At 71.3% G+C, this 16,200-nt stretch carries 15 protein-coding genes, 2 tRNA genes and 1 pseudogene; 4 read left to right on the forward strand and 14 right to left on the reverse strand.

All coding sequences use genetic code 11. The features are described from left to right. Window positions 1-243: 243 nt before the first annotated feature. Window positions 244-2,205 carry a S53 family peptidase gene (locus tag ABCR83_RS11605; RefSeq protein ID WP_462694831.1) on the reverse strand — a complete coding sequence of 654 codons (1,962 nt, stop codon included), beginning with the start codon at window positions 2,203-2,205 and terminating at the stop codon, window positions 244-246. 313 nt (window positions 2,206-2,518) lie between these two features. Here ABCR83_RS11605 and ABCR83_RS11610 point away from each other — a divergent pair, with 313 nt between their 5' ends. Continuing rightward, the gene (locus ABCR83_RS11610) at window positions 2,519-3,190 is read left to right on the forward strand and encodes a hypothetical protein (RefSeq protein WP_462694832.1); all 672 of its coding nucleotides are present in this window, start codon (window positions 2,519-2,521) and stop codon (window positions 3,188-3,190) included. 174 nt (window positions 3,191-3,364) lie between these two features. Continuing rightward, window positions 3,365-4,258, forward strand: a pseudogene (locus ABCR83_RS11615) (NADH-ubiquinone oxidoreductase-F iron-sulfur binding region domain-containing protein); the annotation flags it as partial. Window positions 4,259-4,337: 79 nt separating this feature from the next. Here ABCR83_RS11615 and ABCR83_RS11620 read toward each other — a convergent pair. The 3 genes from ABCR83_RS11620 to ABCR83_RS11630 all read right to left on the reverse strand — a co-directional run bounded on the left by ABCR83_RS11620 (window position 4,338) and on the right by ABCR83_RS11630 (window position 6,389). Continuing rightward, window positions 4,338-4,410 (reverse strand) — tRNA-Ala (locus tag ABCR83_RS11620). A 93-nt stretch (window positions 4,411-4,503) separates the two neighbouring features. Next, entirely contained in the window at window positions 4,504-4,737 is a 234-nt protein-coding gene (locus ABCR83_RS11625; protein WP_462694833.1) for a hypothetical protein, read from the reverse strand. Window positions 4,738-4,919: 182 nt separating this feature from the next. Next, on the reverse strand, window positions 4,920-6,389 hold the full coding sequence (locus tag ABCR83_RS11630) for an MFS transporter (RefSeq protein WP_462694834.1): 1,470 nt from the start codon (window positions 6,387-6,389) through the stop codon (window positions 4,920-4,922). A gap of 94 nt (window positions 6,390-6,483) precedes the next feature. Here ABCR83_RS11630 and ABCR83_RS11635 point away from each other — a divergent pair, with 94 nt between their 5' ends. Next, on the forward strand, window positions 6,484-7,452 hold the full coding sequence (locus ABCR83_RS11635) for a helix-turn-helix transcriptional regulator (RefSeq protein WP_462694835.1): 969 nt from the start codon (window positions 6,484-6,486) through the stop codon (window positions 7,450-7,452). Between the two features lie 41 nt (window positions 7,453-7,493). On the opposite strand, the gene ABCR83_RS11640 is transcribed toward ABCR83_RS11635, so the two are convergent. The 7 genes from ABCR83_RS11640 to ABCR83_RS11670 all read right to left on the reverse strand — a co-directional run bounded on the left by ABCR83_RS11640 (window position 7,494) and on the right by ABCR83_RS11670 (window position 11,728). Continuing rightward, window positions 7,494-7,566, reverse strand: a tRNA-Ala gene (locus ABCR83_RS11640). A gap of 149 nt (window positions 7,567-7,715) precedes the next feature. Further along, the gene (locus ABCR83_RS11645; RefSeq protein WP_462694896.1) at window positions 7,716-8,369 is read right to left on the reverse strand and encodes a histidine phosphatase family protein; all 654 of its coding nucleotides are present in this window, start codon (window positions 8,367-8,369) and stop codon (window positions 7,716-7,718) included. Continuing rightward, a complete protein-coding gene (gene rsfS, locus ABCR83_RS11650; RefSeq protein ID WP_462694836.1) occupies window positions 8,366-8,803 on the reverse strand; it encodes a ribosome silencing factor in 438 nt (145 codons plus the stop codon). Before rsfS ends, ABCR83_RS11645 begins: the two co-directional genes overlap by 4 nt. 101 nt (window positions 8,804-8,904) lie before the next feature. After that, window positions 8,905-10,596 carry an LCP family protein gene (locus ABCR83_RS11655; RefSeq protein ID WP_462694837.1) on the reverse strand — a complete coding sequence of 564 codons (1,692 nt, stop codon included), beginning with the start codon at window positions 10,594-10,596 and terminating at the stop codon, window positions 8,905-8,907. 45 nt (window positions 10,597-10,641) lie between these two features. Then, a complete protein-coding gene (gene nadD, locus ABCR83_RS11660; RefSeq protein WP_462694838.1) occupies window positions 10,642-11,253 on the reverse strand; it encodes a nicotinate-nucleotide adenylyltransferase in 612 nt (203 codons plus the stop codon). A gap of 55 nt (window positions 11,254-11,308) precedes the next feature. Further along, window positions 11,309-11,470 carry a hypothetical protein gene (locus tag ABCR83_RS11665; protein WP_462694839.1) on the reverse strand — a complete coding sequence of 54 codons (162 nt, stop codon included), beginning with the start codon at window positions 11,468-11,470 and terminating at the stop codon, window positions 11,309-11,311. A 90-nt stretch (window positions 11,471-11,560) separates the two neighbouring features. Continuing rightward, window positions 11,561-11,728 (reverse strand): hypothetical protein, encoded by a 168-nt coding sequence (locus ABCR83_RS11670; RefSeq protein ID WP_462694840.1) that lies wholly within the window; start codon window positions 11,726-11,728, stop codon window positions 11,561-11,563. 93 nt (window positions 11,729-11,821) lie between these two features. Here ABCR83_RS11670 and ABCR83_RS11675 point away from each other — a divergent pair, with 93 nt between their 5' ends. After that, a complete protein-coding gene (locus ABCR83_RS11675) occupies window positions 11,822-12,943 on the forward strand; it encodes a M48 family metallopeptidase (protein WP_462694841.1) in 1,122 nt (373 codons plus the stop codon). 16 nt (window positions 12,944-12,959) lie between these two features. Here the strand turns inward: ABCR83_RS11675 and ABCR83_RS11680 are convergent, their stop codons facing one another. The 3 genes from ABCR83_RS11680 to ABCR83_RS11690 form a co-directional block, all read right to left on the reverse strand. After that, window positions 12,960-14,036 carry an SCO2583 family membrane protein gene (locus tag ABCR83_RS11680; protein ID WP_462694842.1) on the reverse strand — a complete coding sequence of 359 codons (1,077 nt, stop codon included), beginning with the start codon at window positions 14,034-14,036 and terminating at the stop codon, window positions 12,960-12,962. 160 nt (window positions 14,037-14,196) lie between these two features. Further along, window positions 14,197-14,796, reverse strand: coding sequence for an SCO2584 family spore wall biosynthesis protein (locus tag ABCR83_RS11685; protein WP_462694843.1), 600 nt, complete (start codon window positions 14,794-14,796; stop codon window positions 14,197-14,199). Between the two features lie 87 nt (window positions 14,797-14,883). Continuing rightward, window positions 14,884-16,185 (reverse strand): glutamate-5-semialdehyde dehydrogenase, encoded by a 1,302-nt coding sequence (locus ABCR83_RS11690; RefSeq protein WP_462694844.1) that lies wholly within the window; start codon window positions 16,183-16,185, stop codon window positions 14,884-14,886. Window positions 16,186-16,200: the final 15 nt, after the last annotated feature.

The following is a 16,200-nucleotide window of genomic DNA, read 5'->3' on the forward strand; positions in this document are numbered from 1 at the left end:
AAAGCTCCATCGATCGTCGTCTCTGCCTGCTGTCGCGTTCCGCGTTTCCAGGGTTTTCCGGACATTCCCGGAAATGAAAAAGCCCCTCGCACAGGAGGGGACGCCGCGCCGATGCCGACCGGGGGTCACCGGTCGGGATTGATCAGCGCGGCTCGCTAAGCAGGAGGCGTACGGCACGCATGGGTTCAGGTTACCGCAGGGGCGCCGGGACCCGCACCGAGGTAACGGGTCCCGGCGGACGGCTCAGCGCCGGTGGCCCGGCACGTACGAGGTCACATAGTTGTCGGCCGGGGAGCCGACACCGGTGACGTTGTCATAGCCGACGGTCGCGGAGAGCGAGCTGTCACCGCCCAGGCTGCGCAGCGAGGTGATCACGCCGGCCTTGGCGTCCACGCTGTTGACGAAGTCCAGGCGCACATTGGCGATGCCCCGGCCCTTGCCGAGCGGGTGATCGGTGACGTCATGGTAGGCGGAGGTGCCGTAGCGGTCGTAGATGGCCGGGTTGGCGAAGCCGATCGGCACACCGTGGCGGGCCTGCTGGGCCAGTGCCTGGACGCCCGCGATCACCGGAGCGGCCAGCGAGGTGCCGCCGATGCGGTACTCGCTGTACTTCACCGACTTGTCCGGGAAGGTCTGGGTCTGGCCGACCAGGAAGCCGGTGGTGGAGTCGGCGACGGCCGCGATGTCGGGCCCGACGCGCATCGGCTTGGCGCTGCCGTCGGCCTTGGCGAGCGCGTCGGGGACCACACCGCGCTGGTAGAAGGGCTGCTCGAAGAGCTTGCTGGTGCCGCCGCCGGCACCGCCGCTGTAGCCGCCGGGGAAGTTGTCCCAGCTGTGGCCGTCCTTGGACAGGACCGCCTTGTGGGTGCCCCAGCCGGTCTCCCACAGGTACTTGTCGCCCTTGCCGACGGCGAGCGAGGTGCCGCCGACGGAGGTGACCCACGGGGAGTTGGCGGGGGTGTCGACCTGCTTCTGGCCGTACTTGGCCACGTTGTCGCCCGCGTCACCGGAGGAGAAGTAGAAACCGATGCCCTCCACCGCGCCGGTCTGGAAGACCTGGTCGTAGGCGGCGGCGGTGTCCGGGGTCTCGTGGGACTCCACATCGCCCCAGGAGTTGGAGACGATGTCGGCCAGCCGGTTGTCGACGATCTTGTGCAGGGAGTCGATCAGGTCGTCGTCCTGGCAGGAGGAGCCGCCGACATAGACGATGTCCGCGGCGGGGGCGACGGCGTGCACGGCCTCGATGTCGAGGGTCTCCTCGCCGTACCAGCCGGCCGCGTCGCACTCGCTGGTGTGCGTGTAGTTGCCCGGCAGCACCTGGGAGAACTGGCCCTTGCGGTAGGCCTTGTCACCATTGCGCTTGGCGTACTGCTCGATGTCCTTGACGATCGTCGGCGAGGCGTAGGCATCGGTGATCGCGACGGTGACGCCCTTGCCGGTGAAGTTCTTCGCCCCGTACACGGCGCGCAGTTGCTTGCCCGTGTAGCCCTTGATGGCGTACGGCGCATGCCCCCCGTAGGCCGAGGGGAGGCTCTTGTCGACGTTCGAGCCGTAGTAGGTGGAGAACGGGCCGGAGTTGACGAACGCGGCGCTCGGCCCGGGCAGTTCCTCGTTGTGGTGGGCCAGCCGAGGGGCGTTGTTGAGGCCCACCACGGTGAGGACGGCGCCGTCCAGGGAGGCCGGGACGGAGGCGTTGCGGGACGGGGCGTGGTAGGTCTTGCCGTCCTTGACGTAGTTGTGCAGCTCGGCGCCGAACGCCTTCTTGACGGCCGCGGCGTCACCGGCGACGGCGACATAGTGGTTGTTGGTGCCGGTCACCTTGAGGCCCGAGGACTTGAGCCAGCCGGTGACCTTGGCTATCTGGTCCTTGGTCGGGCCGAAACGGTCCTGCGTCTGCTTCGCCGTCAGATGGTGGCCGTAGGAACCGGACTTCGGGTCGGAGACGGCCTGCGCGTATGCGGCGAGGGCCTTGGCGTTCCGGCCGGCGAGGTAGACCCGGGCGGTGATCTGCTTGGCGTCGGACGTGGCCCCGCGGTCGGCCCTGGCCGTCGCCCACTGGGGCTTGGTGCCGGTCAGCGACTGGCGGTCGTGCGGGCCGGGGTCGGCGCCCGCGACGGGCGCGCCGAGCGCGAGTGCCCCGGCCACCAGGGGCAGCGTCGCCACCAAGGACAGTCCGACGCGCGCTCTGAAGCGGCTTGATCTCATGAAACCCCCTGCGATGCGAAACGGTCGCGTGTGGTCGCATGTACGGGCATGTCCGAACACCGAACGGACAGACCGCACATGGGACGTCACTCTTTCGATGAACTGTTCATACAGGGGGCATGAGTTCACCAAGAAGAGGCCAAACAAACCTCATGTGTCGGACGAGTAAGGGGCATTGAGGGAGCAACCACATGAAAGCGACACAGGATGAACGCCGACCGAACGAACCGACGTTAGCAGCGGCACGCCCCTGCGGAACGAGCTTGCGGGAAGCCGGCCGTACTCCTGGGCGTGCTGCCTAGCGTGCCGGGGCATGACCCTGCACCGCTTCCTCGACCACACCGGCGGAGTGCTCGCCCTGGTCGCGCTCACCGCCACCGTCGTCTGGGGGCTCATCGCCGCCGACCGGCTGGTCCTCGCCGCGCGCGACCGGCTGTTCGCCCAGGCCGTGCACCGCGCCATCGCGATGTGCGCGCTCGGCTTCCTCGCCGTGCACATCGGCATCAAGACCGCCGAGGCACACGCCCGGCCGGCCGCCGCACTGCTGCCCTTCTCCTCCGGCCCATGGGGCGCGGACGGACTCATCGGACTGGGCGCGCTCGCGGGATACCTGATGGTGCTCGCCGCCACGACCGGCGCGGTGCGCTCCGTCTTCGCCGGGCGCGGCCGCGCCGCCCACCACTGGCGCGCCCTGCACGCCTGTGCCTACCCGGCCTGGTGCGCCGCCGTGCTGCACGGCCTCAAGTCCGGCCGGATCCCGGCGGGTTGGGTGACGGCCTGCTACGCACTGTGCCTCGCCGCGGTGGCGGCGGCGCTCGCCTTCCGGGTCCTGCGCGGCCGCCGCCGCACACTCGCCGCCCCCGCCGCCGGCGGGGCCCACTCGGCCCCCCGGGAGCTGCCGCTCCCGGCCCCGCGCCCGGTACGGGCCCTGCTGGGGCGCGCCCCAGGACGCGCCCCGCACGGCGCCCCCGGGCGGCACCTGTGAACGCGGAGCTGCCCGAGCTGCCGCCCGTCCTGTCCCTCGGACCCCCGCGCCTGACGGCCGGCTTGGACACGGCGGAACGGCTGGACCGCAGGGCGCACCTCGCCGTGCACGGCTCCGTGCCCCAACTGCCGGACGACCGGCTGGTGCTGCTGGCGGAGACGATCGCCCTGCGCGGGCGGGGCGCCGACGCTGCTGTCCAATGCCGAGACCTATGCCCAACTCGCCCTCGCCGCCCGCCTGGGCGCCGAGGGCTATGCCGGCACCGGCACGGCCGCCGAACCCGGCACCCTGCTGCTCACCCTTTCCGGGGCGGTGCCCCGGCCGAGCGTGGTGGAGGCGCCCGGCGGGGTGCCGATGCGGCAGGTGCTGGGCAGCTGCGGTGCCGATCCCGGATTCCAGGGGGTGCTGGTCGGCGGCTATCACGGTGGCTGGCTGGACGCCATGACGGCAGTCGAGGCCGTCCTCGGCCGCGAGGCCCTCGCCGCCCGGGGCGGGAGCCTCGGCGCGGGCGCGGTGCTGCCGCTGGGGGGCGACACCTGCCCGCTGGGCGAGACGGCGCGGGTGGTGCACTGGCTGGCCGCCGAGTCGGCCGGGCAGTGCGGGCCCTGCCGACTGGGGCTGCCCTCGCTGGCCGGGGCGCTGGCGGACCTGGTGGCCGGAGGCGGACGACGGGCACTGGAGACCGTGTGGGAGGCGGCCCAGGGGGTGCGCGGACGCGGTGCCTGCGGGCACCCGGACGGGGCGGCGCGCTTGGCACTCAGCGCCCTGACGGCGTTCACCGACGACCTGGCCGCGCATGTGCTCGGCAGCGGCTGCGGACGGCGGACGGCGGGGGTGCTGCCGCTGCCGGCACCCTCCGGTGCGGAGTCCTCGGCCGGGGAGCGGCCGGCGGTGGACTGGACGCTCTGCGAGGGCCATGGACTGTGTGCGGACCTGCTGCCGGAGCTGGTGCGGATGGGCCCGGACGGCTATCCGTCGCTCGCCGACGCCGGGGTACCCGGGCAACTGCGGGGGCGCGCGCAACGGGCCATACGCCGCTGCCCGGCGCTCGCGCTGCGGCTGGACCGGGAACGGTGAGCCCAAATGCAACGGCGGGCCCAAATGCGGCGAGCGGACCACCCATTCCGGATGATCCGCTCAACTTCTGTGGAGCTAAGGAGAATTGAACTCCTGACCTCCTGCATGCCATGCAGGCGCTCTACCAACTGAGCTATAGCCCCTTGTTCTGTTTTCCGACCGGTTCCCCCGGCGGCGTCGACCACATTACACGGACCCACCCGCCCTCTGCCAAATCGATCCCGCTGTGCACCAGATCACGCCGTGACGAAGGAGTAGAAGCGCTTGAGCGCACAGTGCTCATCGAGCAGCCGGCCGTAGATCGGCTCGCCCTCGAGCTCACGGTAGGTCTCGATCGGGTCGCCCTTTATGATCAGCGCCCGTGCGCACTCGACACACCAGTACTGGTAGTCGGCGTTGATCGGCTCCATGTCGCGGACGATCGGCGTCCCGCTGCCGCACCAGTCGCACTTCCGGCTGTGTGCACCCATTCACTCAGCTCCAGCCGTGGCCGCAGGCCGTGCAGACGTACGGGACACCGCCGGGGTGGAGGGTGACGGCCCCGAGAAGGGCATCGGCTTTTGCGCAGACGCATACCGGCATGACACCTTCCCTCCCCTTGGGCCCCGTCCGCTCCCGGCCGTCCGATTCTGCCATGCGAAGGGCGGCCGGGTCAGCGCCGTCGCCGTATCAGCCCCGTACCCACCGCGACGGCCGATGTGCCGCCCAGCGCGAGGCAGGTGACCCACAGCGCATGCGCCGACGAGTGGGCTCCCGAGCTCCCCGCCCCGCCGAGGTAGACGGCGCCGAAAACCGCCACCCCGGTCAGCAGGCCGAGCTGGGCCGTGGTGACCAACAGGCCACTGGCGTCCGCCGCATGCTCGGGCCGCACGGTCGCCAGCGCCCGGGCCAGCGTCGGGCTGAAGGCCAGCCCGATCCCCGTACCGCTCAGGAACAGGGCGACATACAGCCAGGGTCCCCCCGCGCCGCCGGTGCGCAGCACCAGCCCGGTCCACCCGAACGAGAGCGCCGCCAGGGCGAAGCCGACCGTGGCCAGCGCGCCATGCCAGCGGGCAGGCAGCCGTTGCCAGTTGAGTGCGACGGCACCGAAGGCCACGGCCATGGGGACGAAGGTCAGCCCGGCGCGCTGCGCACTGAACCCGAGCCCGCTCTGCAGATGCAGCGTCAGGGTGAGGAGGATTCCGGCGTTCGCCGCCATCGCGAGCGCGATACGGGCCACCGCCTGAGGTATGCCCGGTGCTCTCAGCACCCCGGGCGCTATCAGCGGCGCACCGCCACGCCGGGCCAGCCGGAGCTCATACCCCGCGAAGAGCGCCAGCAGCGCCGCGCTCAGCGCAAACGACACCCAGCCCCACCCCGGCCAGCCCTGCTCCTCACCGAGCACCATGGGAACGGTGAAGCAGGTGACCGCCGCCGCGAGCAGTATCAGACCCGGGATGTCGAGCGGCCGGGCGGACTGCCCGCTCTCCCGCCGGTCGCGCGGCATCAGCCGCGGGCCGAGGATCAGGAGCAGCGCCCCTATCGGCACATTCACCAGGAAGGCCGGCCGCCAGCTCGTGCCGAAGAGATCCGCGCTGACCAGCAGGCCGCCCACGATCATCCCCGCCGCCGCCCCGGAGGCGAGCACCGCCGAATACGCGCCGAGCGCCCTCGCCCGTGAACTGCCCTGATAGGTGCGCTGGATGAGGCTGAGCACCTGCGGCATCATCACCGACGCCCCTATGCCCTGGGCGAACCGGAAGGCGATCAACTGGCCGGTGTCCGCCGCGAGTCCACAGCTGAGCGAGGCAGCGGTGAACACGACCAGCCCCGCGAAAAAGGCTCTCCGGTGTCCATACCGGGCGCCCAGCCGGGCCCCGGTGATCAGTAGCACGGCATAGGCGATGGTGTAGCCCGCCACGACCAGTTGCAGCCCGGATCCGGAGGCGTGCAGGTCGGAACGGATGGTGGGGGCGGCGACATTGACGATGAACGTGTCGAGCAACGCCATGAACTGGCCGGTGAGCACGATCGCGAGCAGCCATCCCGGCTGCGGAGGCCGCCTGTCGGGGGAGTTGTCAGTGGTGTCCGCTCTACTGGTGGCCGAAGGGGCGGGGGAGGTCCGGATGGAGGTCTCGGTCATGACTCAGAGCCTGGCGCCGCTCCCATACGAGTGGTGAGAGCCTGCCGATGCTGGTACCAGCAGCACCTGGCAGCGTCTCCCCGAGGCAACGACGATGGGGGACATGACGACGATGGCAATGACGAACGGACGCCGACGGCCCGAGCTGGCCGCGTTCCTGCGCGGCCGCCGCGCCCGGGTGACCCCGGCCGATGTGGGCGTGCCAGGAGGCCTGCGGCGCCGTACGCCCGGGCTGCGGCGCGAGGAGGTCGCCCAGCTCTCGGGCGTCGGCGTCACCTGGTACACCTGGCTGGAGCAGGGCCGCCCGATCAACGCCAGCGTTCAAGTGCTCGATGCGATCGCCCGTACGCTGCGCCTCGACCAGACGGAGCGCGAGCACCTCTACCATCTCGCCGAAGTGCCGTACGCACCGGCGCGGGTGGCCGATGCCCAGACGGTGGGGCCGGAGGTGCAGGGCATCATCGATGCCCTGGACCCGCTCCCCGCCGTGGTCTACAACGCCCGCTATGACGTCCTGGCCAGCAATGCCGCCTATTACGGTCTCTTCCCCCTCATTCACCTCGCACCGGACCAAAAGCCCAATGTCCTGTGGCAGTTGTTCAGCAGACCGCAGTGCTGCAATCCCTTTGCCGACCACGACCAGGAACTCGCCTTCCTGGTGGCGTCGTTCCGCGCGGCATATGGGCGCCACCTCGGGGAGCCGTCCTGGGAGACGCTCATCCGGCAACTGTCCGCCGTCAGCGAGGAATTCCGCAGGCTCTGGGAGGCCGGTCAGGTGATCCCCCCGGGCAACCGGATAAAGATCGTGCGCCATGGCTCGGTCGGTGAGATCCGGTTGACCTCGACCTCGCTGGCGGTGGGCGGCGCACCGGAGACCCGCATCGTGGTCTATTCGCCCAGCGACGAGCCGAGCCGGGAGCTGATGGCCCGGCTCCGCACCATAGACGACCCGGTGGTCGGCTGCTGTGCCCATGCCCGCAGGCTCTCGGAGATACGCGGGCGGTTCGTGGCGATGGAAGCGGAAACGGCGATGGAAGCGGAAACAGAGTGGGAAATGCAGTGATCCCGCCCTTCTGCGAGAGAAGGACGAGATCATCCGGATTGTGGAGCTAAGGAGAATTGAACTCCTGACCTCCTGCATGCCATGCAGGCGCTCTACCAACTGAGCTATAGCCCCGCTGTTCTCGGCTTCCCCCGGAGGCTTTCCCCCGCGTTCCCCGCGAACAAGAAGAACTTTAGCCTGCCACCTGCCCAAACGCGAAATCGGGCCAACAGCGCTCCGGGCACCACCCCGGCCTCGTCCCGGCCGTCGTCTCAGTCGTCATCTCAGTCGTCGTCGCCAAGGACCGGCTCGGGCAGCGTCCCCGCGTTGTGTTCCAGCAGGCGCCAGCCCCGCGCACCCTCGCCCAGCACGGACCAGCAGCAGTTGGTGAGGCCGCCGAGCGCCTCCCAGGAGTGGGGCTCCAGGCCCAGCAGCCGCCCGATCGTGGTGCGGATGGTGCCGCCATGGCTGACGACGACGAGCGTGCCGCCATGCGGCAGCTTCTCGGCGTTCGCCAGGACCACCGGGGCGGCCCGGTCGGCGACCTCGGTCTCCAGCTCGCCGCCACCGCGGCGCACCGGCTCGCCGCGCTTCCACGCCGCGTACTGCTCACCGTGGCGCTCGATGATCTCCTCATGGGTGAGCCCCTGCCAGGCTCCCGCGTAGGTCTCGCGCAGCCCGGCGTCGCTGGAGACCTCCAGGCCGGTGAGCGCGGCCAGCTCGGCGGCGGTCGCGGCGGCGCGCCGCAGATCGGAGGCGACGATCGCGTCCGGCTTCATCGCCGCGAGCAGCCGGGCGGCCCGGCGCGCCTGGGCGACGCCGGTCCCGGTCAGCTCGATGTCCGTGGAACCCTGGAAGCGGCGCTCCACGTTCCACGCGGTCTGACCATGCCGCCACAGCACGATCCGGCGGCCACGCCCGCCCCGGTAGCCGCTCAGCGCAGCTCTCCGTCCAGCTCGGCGGCCGCCTGCGCCTCGGCATGCTCGGCGGCCTTGCCCCGGGTGGCGACCGCGTCGGCGGGCAGCTCGATCTCGGGGCAGTCCTTCCACAGCCGCTCCAGGGCGTAGAAGACGCGCTCCTCGCTGTGCTGGACGTGCACCACGATGTCCACGTAGTCGAGCAGCACCCAGCGGGCGTCGCGGTCGCCCTCGCGGCGCACCGGCTTGACGCCGAGCTCCTTGAGCAGCCGCTCCTCGATCTCGTCGACGATCGACTTGACCTGACGGTCGTTGGGGGCCGAGGCCAGCAGGAAGGCGTCGGTGATCGACAGCACATCGCTGACGTCGTACGCGATGATGTCGTGCGCGAGCTTGTCGGCGGCCGCCTGGGCAGCGGCCTGGATGAGCTCGATGGAACGGTCCGTGGCGGTCACAAGCCATGCTTTCGGTAGGGAGACGGTACGTACCAAGGGTCTCACGACCCGTCGGCACCCTCCCGGGGCTTTTTTCCCCGGCCGCCCGCCGCCGCCGGCCGTCAGCCCTTGTAGTCCTTGCCCAGGACCACCGTGATGTCGGCGTTGGCGGCGCCCTGCCCCTTCTTCACCGACCCGGCCGGCAGTCCCAGCGTCTTGGCGACCTCCCTGGCCTCCGCCGCCCGCCTGTCGTCCGCGTAGGTCACCGAGGACCTGCCCTGCGCGGCCGCCGTGCCGCCGGCCAGGTAGGTGTAGCCGCCGTTGACCAGTGCGACCTGCGCCGATCCGGCGGCGGCCGTGCCGCCGGTGGCGTTCTTCACGTCGACCCGGGGCGTGGCGTCCTTGCCGGTGCCGCGGACCGTGCCGCCGAGCAGCTCCTTGACCACGCCGTCGGCCGCCCGGCCGTCGAGCGTGCCGTCCTGGCGCACCGGCAGCACGGCGGTGTCGTAGGAGCCCTCCTTGGCCCGCGCCGCGAGATGGGCCAGGGAGGCGCCGAGCTGCTTGACGGAGAGCGAAGGGTCGGGGATCTGGGCGAGCGTCTCCACGGTGGTGGTGGCCGCGCCGGGGTCGCCCGAGAGCTTCTTCAGCACCGCCTGCATGACCTGGCCGAAGCGCGCGAGCTGCTTGTTCTGGTCCTCGCGGGGCGCCCGGTAGGTGGCGTAGGCGACGGCCGTCTGACCGCTCAGGCTCTGGTCCTTGCCCCGCCGGGCCAGCGGGCCGTCGCCGGGCTTGGCGCCGGGCACATCGGTGTCCGTGTCCACGGTGATGCCGCCGACCAGCTGGACCAGGTTCTCCAGATACGGGGTGTCCAGCCGCCAGCTCCCCTTGATCTGGGAGCCCAGCAGAGTGTTCAGGGCGTCCCGGGTGGCCCCGGTGCCCGCGTCGGTGACGGACTTGCCGAGGGTGGTGGCACCGCCGCCCTCCTTGGCGACGGCGAGGGAGTTGGGCAGCAGCACCGTGCTGGCCTTCTTGGTGGTGGCGTTGTCGACCAGCAGGGCGGTGGAGCTGCCACCGCCCTTGGTCTGCCGCAGATGGACGACGATGACATCGCGCTGCTGCGGGCCGCCGGCCCCGGCCGCCGTGCCCTTGCTGTCGCCGGAGCCCGCCAGCAGGAACCAGGCGAGCCCGCCGGCCAGCGCGAGCACCAGCGCCACGCCCAGGACGGCATAGCGGTTGCGGCCCTTGCGCTTGCGTTCGTCGCGGCGCTCGGTGCGGCTCTCGCTGAACTTCAGCCAGTCGATGACGTCCTCGGACTCCTCGTCCGGCGTCTCGACGAAGGAGAACTGCCCGGTGCGGTAGGCCGATTCCCCCTCCCCCGCTTCCTCCTCCCCCGCCCGGTCCGCACCGCCGTGGTCGGGGGCCTGCCGCGGCTCCGGGATGACCCCGTCCGGAACCACTTGCTCCGGTTGCTCCTGCGGTGCGGTCCGCTCGGTCTGCCGGGGGATCCAGTCCGGCCGGTGGGTCTGCGCCTGGGGCGGTGGCGCGGCCTGGTACGCCGCCGGGTCGTACGGCTGCTGCGGGGCCTGCGCGGCGTACGGGTCGTAACCGTAGCCGTGGTCCTGCTGGTACGAGGTCTCGTGGGTTCCCTGGAGCGGCTGCCCATAGGCGTCATACGCCAGCTCGGGTGCGTCGGGCCGGTACACCGGTCGGCCATGGGCGTCGTAGCCGTACACCTGCGGTTGCTGTGGGGGCACCTCCCAGCGGTGGCCGGGGGAATACGGATCGTGCGCGTACGGGTCCTGGCGGTCGTTCAACGGTGCCCCTCGAGCCGGGATCGGCCGGTGTCTCAGGCCGGTTTGTCAGCCGTCGTGACGGTACAGCCTGCGCTTGTGGATGTAGCGCACCACACCGTCGGGCACCAGGTACCAGACCGGCTCGCCCCGGGCCACCCGCGTGCGGCAGTCGGACGAGGAGATGGCGAGCGCCGGGACCTCGACAAAGGAGACCCGGTCGTCCGGCAGCCCGGGGTTGGCCAGTATGTGCCCGGGCCGGGTGACCCCGATGAAGTGGGCCAGGGAGAACAGTTCGTCCGTGTCGCGCCAGGTGAGGATCTGCGAGAGCGCGTCGGCGCCGGTGATGAAGAACAGGTCCGCGTCGTCGTTGAGGTCGCGCAGCTCGCGGAGGGTGTCGGTGGTGTAGGTCGGGCCGCCGCGGTCGATGTCGATCCGGCTGACCGAGAACTGCGGGTTGGACGCGGTGGCGATCACCGTCATCAGATAGCGGTCCTCGGCCGCCGACACCTGCCGGTGGCTCTTCTGCCACGGCTGCCCGGTCGGCACGAAGACCACCTCGTCCAGGTGGAACTGCGAGGCCACCTCGCTCGCGGCCACCAAGTGGCCATGGTGGACCGGGTCGAAGGTCCCGCCCATCACGCCGAGCCGCCGCTTCACGGGCTCTTTCTGCTCTCCCATGGCTGCAGACCCTACTGGGCGCGGCGGCACGCCGGTTCTCCGGGGACGGCGGGGCTCAGCGGTCGCGGTTGAAGCGCGTGGTGACCCAGAGCAGGAGCAGCAGGATGACCAGGGCCCCGCCACCGGTCAGATAGGGGCTGAGGCTCTTGTGGGTGTCCACGTGCTCGCCTTCGGAGGCGAGGGTGACGAGGGTGGCGTGGGCGGAGGCAAGATTCACGTCGGCAGGACCTATCCGGGATGGGATCGGGCGGAGACTTCCGCCACATCGTATGCGGGTACGGGCGACGGCCGTACAGCGACTCCGGGGCTACTTGTCGCGGTAGCCGCGCAGCAGGAACCAGGCAGTGAGGGGCACGCCGATCAAGGCCACGATCAGGACGGTGCGCAGCACCACACCCGACCCCTGGTCCTTGCTCGACACGGCGAGCAGCTCGGTGAAACCCGGCTGGGCGGCGAAATCATGGATGGCAGGCATGTCTCCACGGTAGCCATGTCGGTGCCACCGCCTAGGGTGGGGTCCGTCAGCCGGGGGACGGGCCATGATCACAGCCCACTTGAGGGGGTCTCGATGAGTGACAACAACGCCCAGGACGGCACCGACGAGGGCCGGGAACACCTGCCGAGCCGCAACCGCAGGCGGTTCCCGGACATCTCGTCGCGGGCGTATGAGCATCCGGCCGACCGTTCGGCTCTGGTGGCGCTGCGCAAGCTGAGCGGTTTTGACACGGCCTTCAAGGCGCTGAGCGGGCTGCTGCCGGAGCGCAGCCTGCGGCTGCTGTTCCTGTCCGACTCGGTGCGGGTGGGCGAGCAGCAGTTCCCGCATCTGCACGGGATGCTGCTGGACGCCTGTTACGTCCTGGACATGCCCAAGGTCCCGCCGATGTACGTCACCCAGGATCCGCAGCCGAACGCCATGTGCGTCGGCCTCGACGAGCCGATCATCGTGCTGACCACCGGCCTCGTCGAGCTGCTGGACGAGGAGGAGATGCGGGCGGTCGTGGGCCATGAGGTGGGCCACGCCCTGTCGGGGCACGCGGTCTACCGGACGATCCTGCTGTTCCTGACCAATGTCGCGCTCAAGGTCGCCTGGATCCCGCTGGGGAACATAGCGGTGATGGCGATCGTGACGGCCCTGCGCGAGTGGTTCCGCAAGTCGGAGCTGTCGGCGGACCGGGCGGGGCTGCTGGTGGGGCAGGATCTGCAGGCGTCGCTGCGCGGGCTGATGAAGCTGGCGGGCGGCAACCACCTCCATGAGATGAACGTCGACGCCTTCCTCGCCCAGGCCGAGGAGTACGAGGCGGGCGGCGATCTGCGCGACTCCGTGCTGAAGATCATGAATGTGCTGCCGCGCAGCCACCCCTTCGCCACCGTGCGCGCGGCGGAGCTGAAGAAGTGGTCGGAGAGCCGCGACTACCAGCGGATCATGGACGGCCACTATCCGCGCCGCACGGAGGACAAGGACACCTCGGTGTCCGACTCCTTCCGCGAGTCCGCGAACCACTATGCCGAGTCGGTGCGGGCCAGCAAGGATCCGCTGATGGGGCTCGTCCGGGACATCGCCGGCGGGGCGAACGACCTCGGCAGCAAGCTGCGTGACACCTTCACCGGGCGGGGCGGGAGCGAGCGGGGCGGGAGCACGCCGCCGAAGGACAAGGGCGACGGCGGACCGGAGGACGCACCGAAGCAGTAGCGCGCCGCCCGCGTCCTCACGGCCGCGGCGGGGTCGGCTCGGCGGCCGGGGCCAGGACGCCGCACAGGGCGGCCGTGGGCTGCCCGGTCGCATAGGGGTCGGTGCCGGGCTGGTGGTCGTTGTCGGCCCGCTGCCCGGCCAGCAGGGGGTGCAGATAGGCCGCGTCGGCCGCCGAGCAGGACTCCGGCCCCACCTGCGCATAGCTCTGCAGCAGCTGCAGGTGGTGGTCCTGCAGGTCGTCCCGGTCGAAGCGGAAGCGCACCGTGCGCCGCACGGTGAACAGCGAGGCCTGCCCGACGTCCGCCTTCGCCGGGCGGAGAGAGTAGACAAAGGTGTGGTCGGCCGAGACCTCCAGGGCGGCGGGCGACACCTCGGCGACGGAGAAGGTGCCCTGCGCCCGGATGGGCGCGTCCGCGAGGGCGACCTGGCCGGGGTCGAAGCGGATCAGCCAGCCGGTCGCCGCATGCCGGCCGTCGGCCGCCGGATGGCCGAAACTGCGGTCGAACTGGTCGAGTTGGGAGGGTGCGAGCAGCAGCCGCACGCTCCGCTGGTCGCCCCCGGTGAGCACGCCCGGATCGAGCGCCGACTTGCGCGTGTACTCCTTGGCCATGGCGAGGGCGGCCATGACCAGGCCCTCGGAGAAGTTCTGGGTGCGCCGCACGGCGGGCAGGTTGACCCCTTCGGCCCCCTCGCGGAACTGTGCGGCGGGGCTGTTGGCGAGCAGTTCCCGCGCCGATCCGCCGGGCACCGGCCCGCGCGGGGCGAGCGGGACGAGCGTGCTGTGCAGTGGCTCGGCGGCGGGCGGCCTGGGCTCCTTGTAGGGGTGGCGCAGCCCCATGTAGACGGCCGTGCCAAAGGCCAGCGCGATCAGCAGCACCAGGAGCAGCAGCTGCCGGGAGGCACCCAGCCGGGCCCAGGCGTGGCGGGTGCGGACGGCGGGCGCGTGGTCGGTCATCCGCTCCTGTGCGGAGGACTCCTGGAGCCGGGCAGCACGGACGAACGATTCGTCGAAGACAACCGACCGGTACTCTTCGTCGCCACCTCCCGGGACACCCTCGGGCGTCCCCTCAGGTGGGTCTCCAGGCCCTTCCATACCTCAAGGGTAGGTCTCCCGGCGCTTCGATAAACGCGCTGGTACACGACAACTTCTGACGAAATTTCACGCTGTCGGGCGCACCTCCGGCAAGCCTTGGCCCAGGCCGTTGCGGCCGGTCACCAGCCCCTTGATCACACTGGGTGAGCGCGGATGACGATCAGCCATGGCGTGGTGCGGCGGATGCGGCCGGGGGCCGGGAGTCGGCCGAGACGGAGGGCAGCGGGCCCGGCTGTCCCGACACCGGGGCGTCCACTCCGGTGGTCGCCGGGGGCGGGGCGGGGTCCCGCCCGGGGCCGGAGGAGGCGCTGCGGTAGACGGCGGCGAAGGCGAGGGCGACCAGGCCGATGCCCATCACCACGGCCAGCACCCACGCCACCGGGCGGTGCCAGCGGGCCCGCCCCCGGTAGGGCCGGCGCCAGCCGCCGTACCGGCCATAGGGACCGTAGGCGTCGTCCGGGTCGAGGTCGCGGGTGAGGCTGTGCAACTCCCCCGGGCCGCCCGGGCGATGACCGGCGACGCCCCGGGTGTCGTCCTCGGCGGAACCGCCGCCCGCCCGGCCGCGGGCGGCCTCGGCCTCGGCCCGGGCCCGGTCGGCGGCGAGCAGCCGCTCCGCCGCGCTGGGCTCGTGGATCGCGGCGGACCGCACGAAGTCCTCGTCGAAGACCACGGAGGCGAACGGGTCGTCCGCGCCCCCGTGGTGGTGGCTCTCGGGCTCCTCGCCGTCCGGGAACGGCCCGCCCCCCACGTCGTCCGGCACGCCATCCAGCGTAGACCCGAACCGGTCAATCCGCGCGGCCGGTACGGGAATTCGGCATACCGCCCGTGCCGGCCCACCGGACACGCCCTAGCGGCGGATGTGACCGTCGCCGGTGACGATGTACTTGGTCGAGGTCAGCTCGGGCAGGCCCATCGGCCCGCGGGCATGCAACTTTTGGGTGGAGATGCCGATTTCGGCACCGAAGCCGAACTGGCTGCCGTCCGTGAACCGGGTGGACGCGTTGACGGCGACCGTGGTGGAGTCCACCAGCTGGGTGAAGCGGCGGGCGGCCGCCTGCGAGGTGGTGACGATCGCCTCGGTGTGCCCCGAGGACCACAGCCGGATGTGCTGCACCGCGGCGTCCAGGGAGTCCACCACGGCCGCCGCGATGTCATACGAGAGGTACTCGGTCTCCCAGTCCTCCACCTCCGCCGGCACCACGGTCGCCGGGCTTCCCTTCGCCCACTCCAGCACCCGCTCGTCCCCGTGCACGGTCACGCCCGCCTCGGCCAGCGCGGCCAGCGCCCTGGGCAGGAAGCGCGGGGCGATGTCCTGGTGCACCAGCAGCGTCTCCGCGGCGTTGCAGACGCTGGGGCGCTGCGCCTTGGAGTTGACCAGGATCTGCACGGCCATCTCGAGGTCGGCCTCGGCGTCCACATACACATGGCAGTTGCCGGTGCCGGTCTCGATGACCGGAACCGTGGACTCCGCCACGACCGTACGGATCAGTGCGGCGCCGCCGCGCGGGATCAGCACATCGACCATGCCCCGGGCACGCATCAGTTCCCGGACGGACTCCCGGCTCTCGCCCGGTACCAGCTGTACCGCGTCGGCGGGCAGCCCGGCCCCCCCGATGGCGTCGCGCACCACCCGCACCAGAGCGGTGTTGGAGGCGTACGCGGACGAAGAGCCGCGCAGCAGAACGGCGTTGCCCGACTTCAGGCAGAGCGCCGCGGCGTCCACCGTCACATTCGGCCGGGCCTCGTAGATGATCCCGACGACGCCGAGCGGCACCCGCACCTGCCGCAGGTCGAGCCCGTTCGGCAGGGTGGAGCCGCGCACCACCTCGCCCACCGGGTCGGGCAGGGCGACCACGCTGCGGACGTCCGCCGCGATGGCCCGCACCCGCTCCGGGGTGAGGGTCAGCCGGTCGACGACGCTCTCGGCGGTGCCCGCGGCACGGGCCTTGGCGACATCCTCGGCGTTGGCCTCGACGATCTCCTTGGCCCGCACCTGGAGCGCGTCGGCGATCGCGAGCAGCGCGTCGTCCTTGGCCGAGCGCGGCAGTGGCGCCAGGTCGGTGGCCGCGGCGCGGGCGCGGTAGGCGGCCCGCAGCACGGCGGACTGGGGCATGGGGTCGGCCAGGGAGGAAGGGAAATCGCTGCTCATGAACGCAGCCTAACC

The sequence above is a fragment of the Streptomyces xingningensis genome (assembly GCF_054957865.1).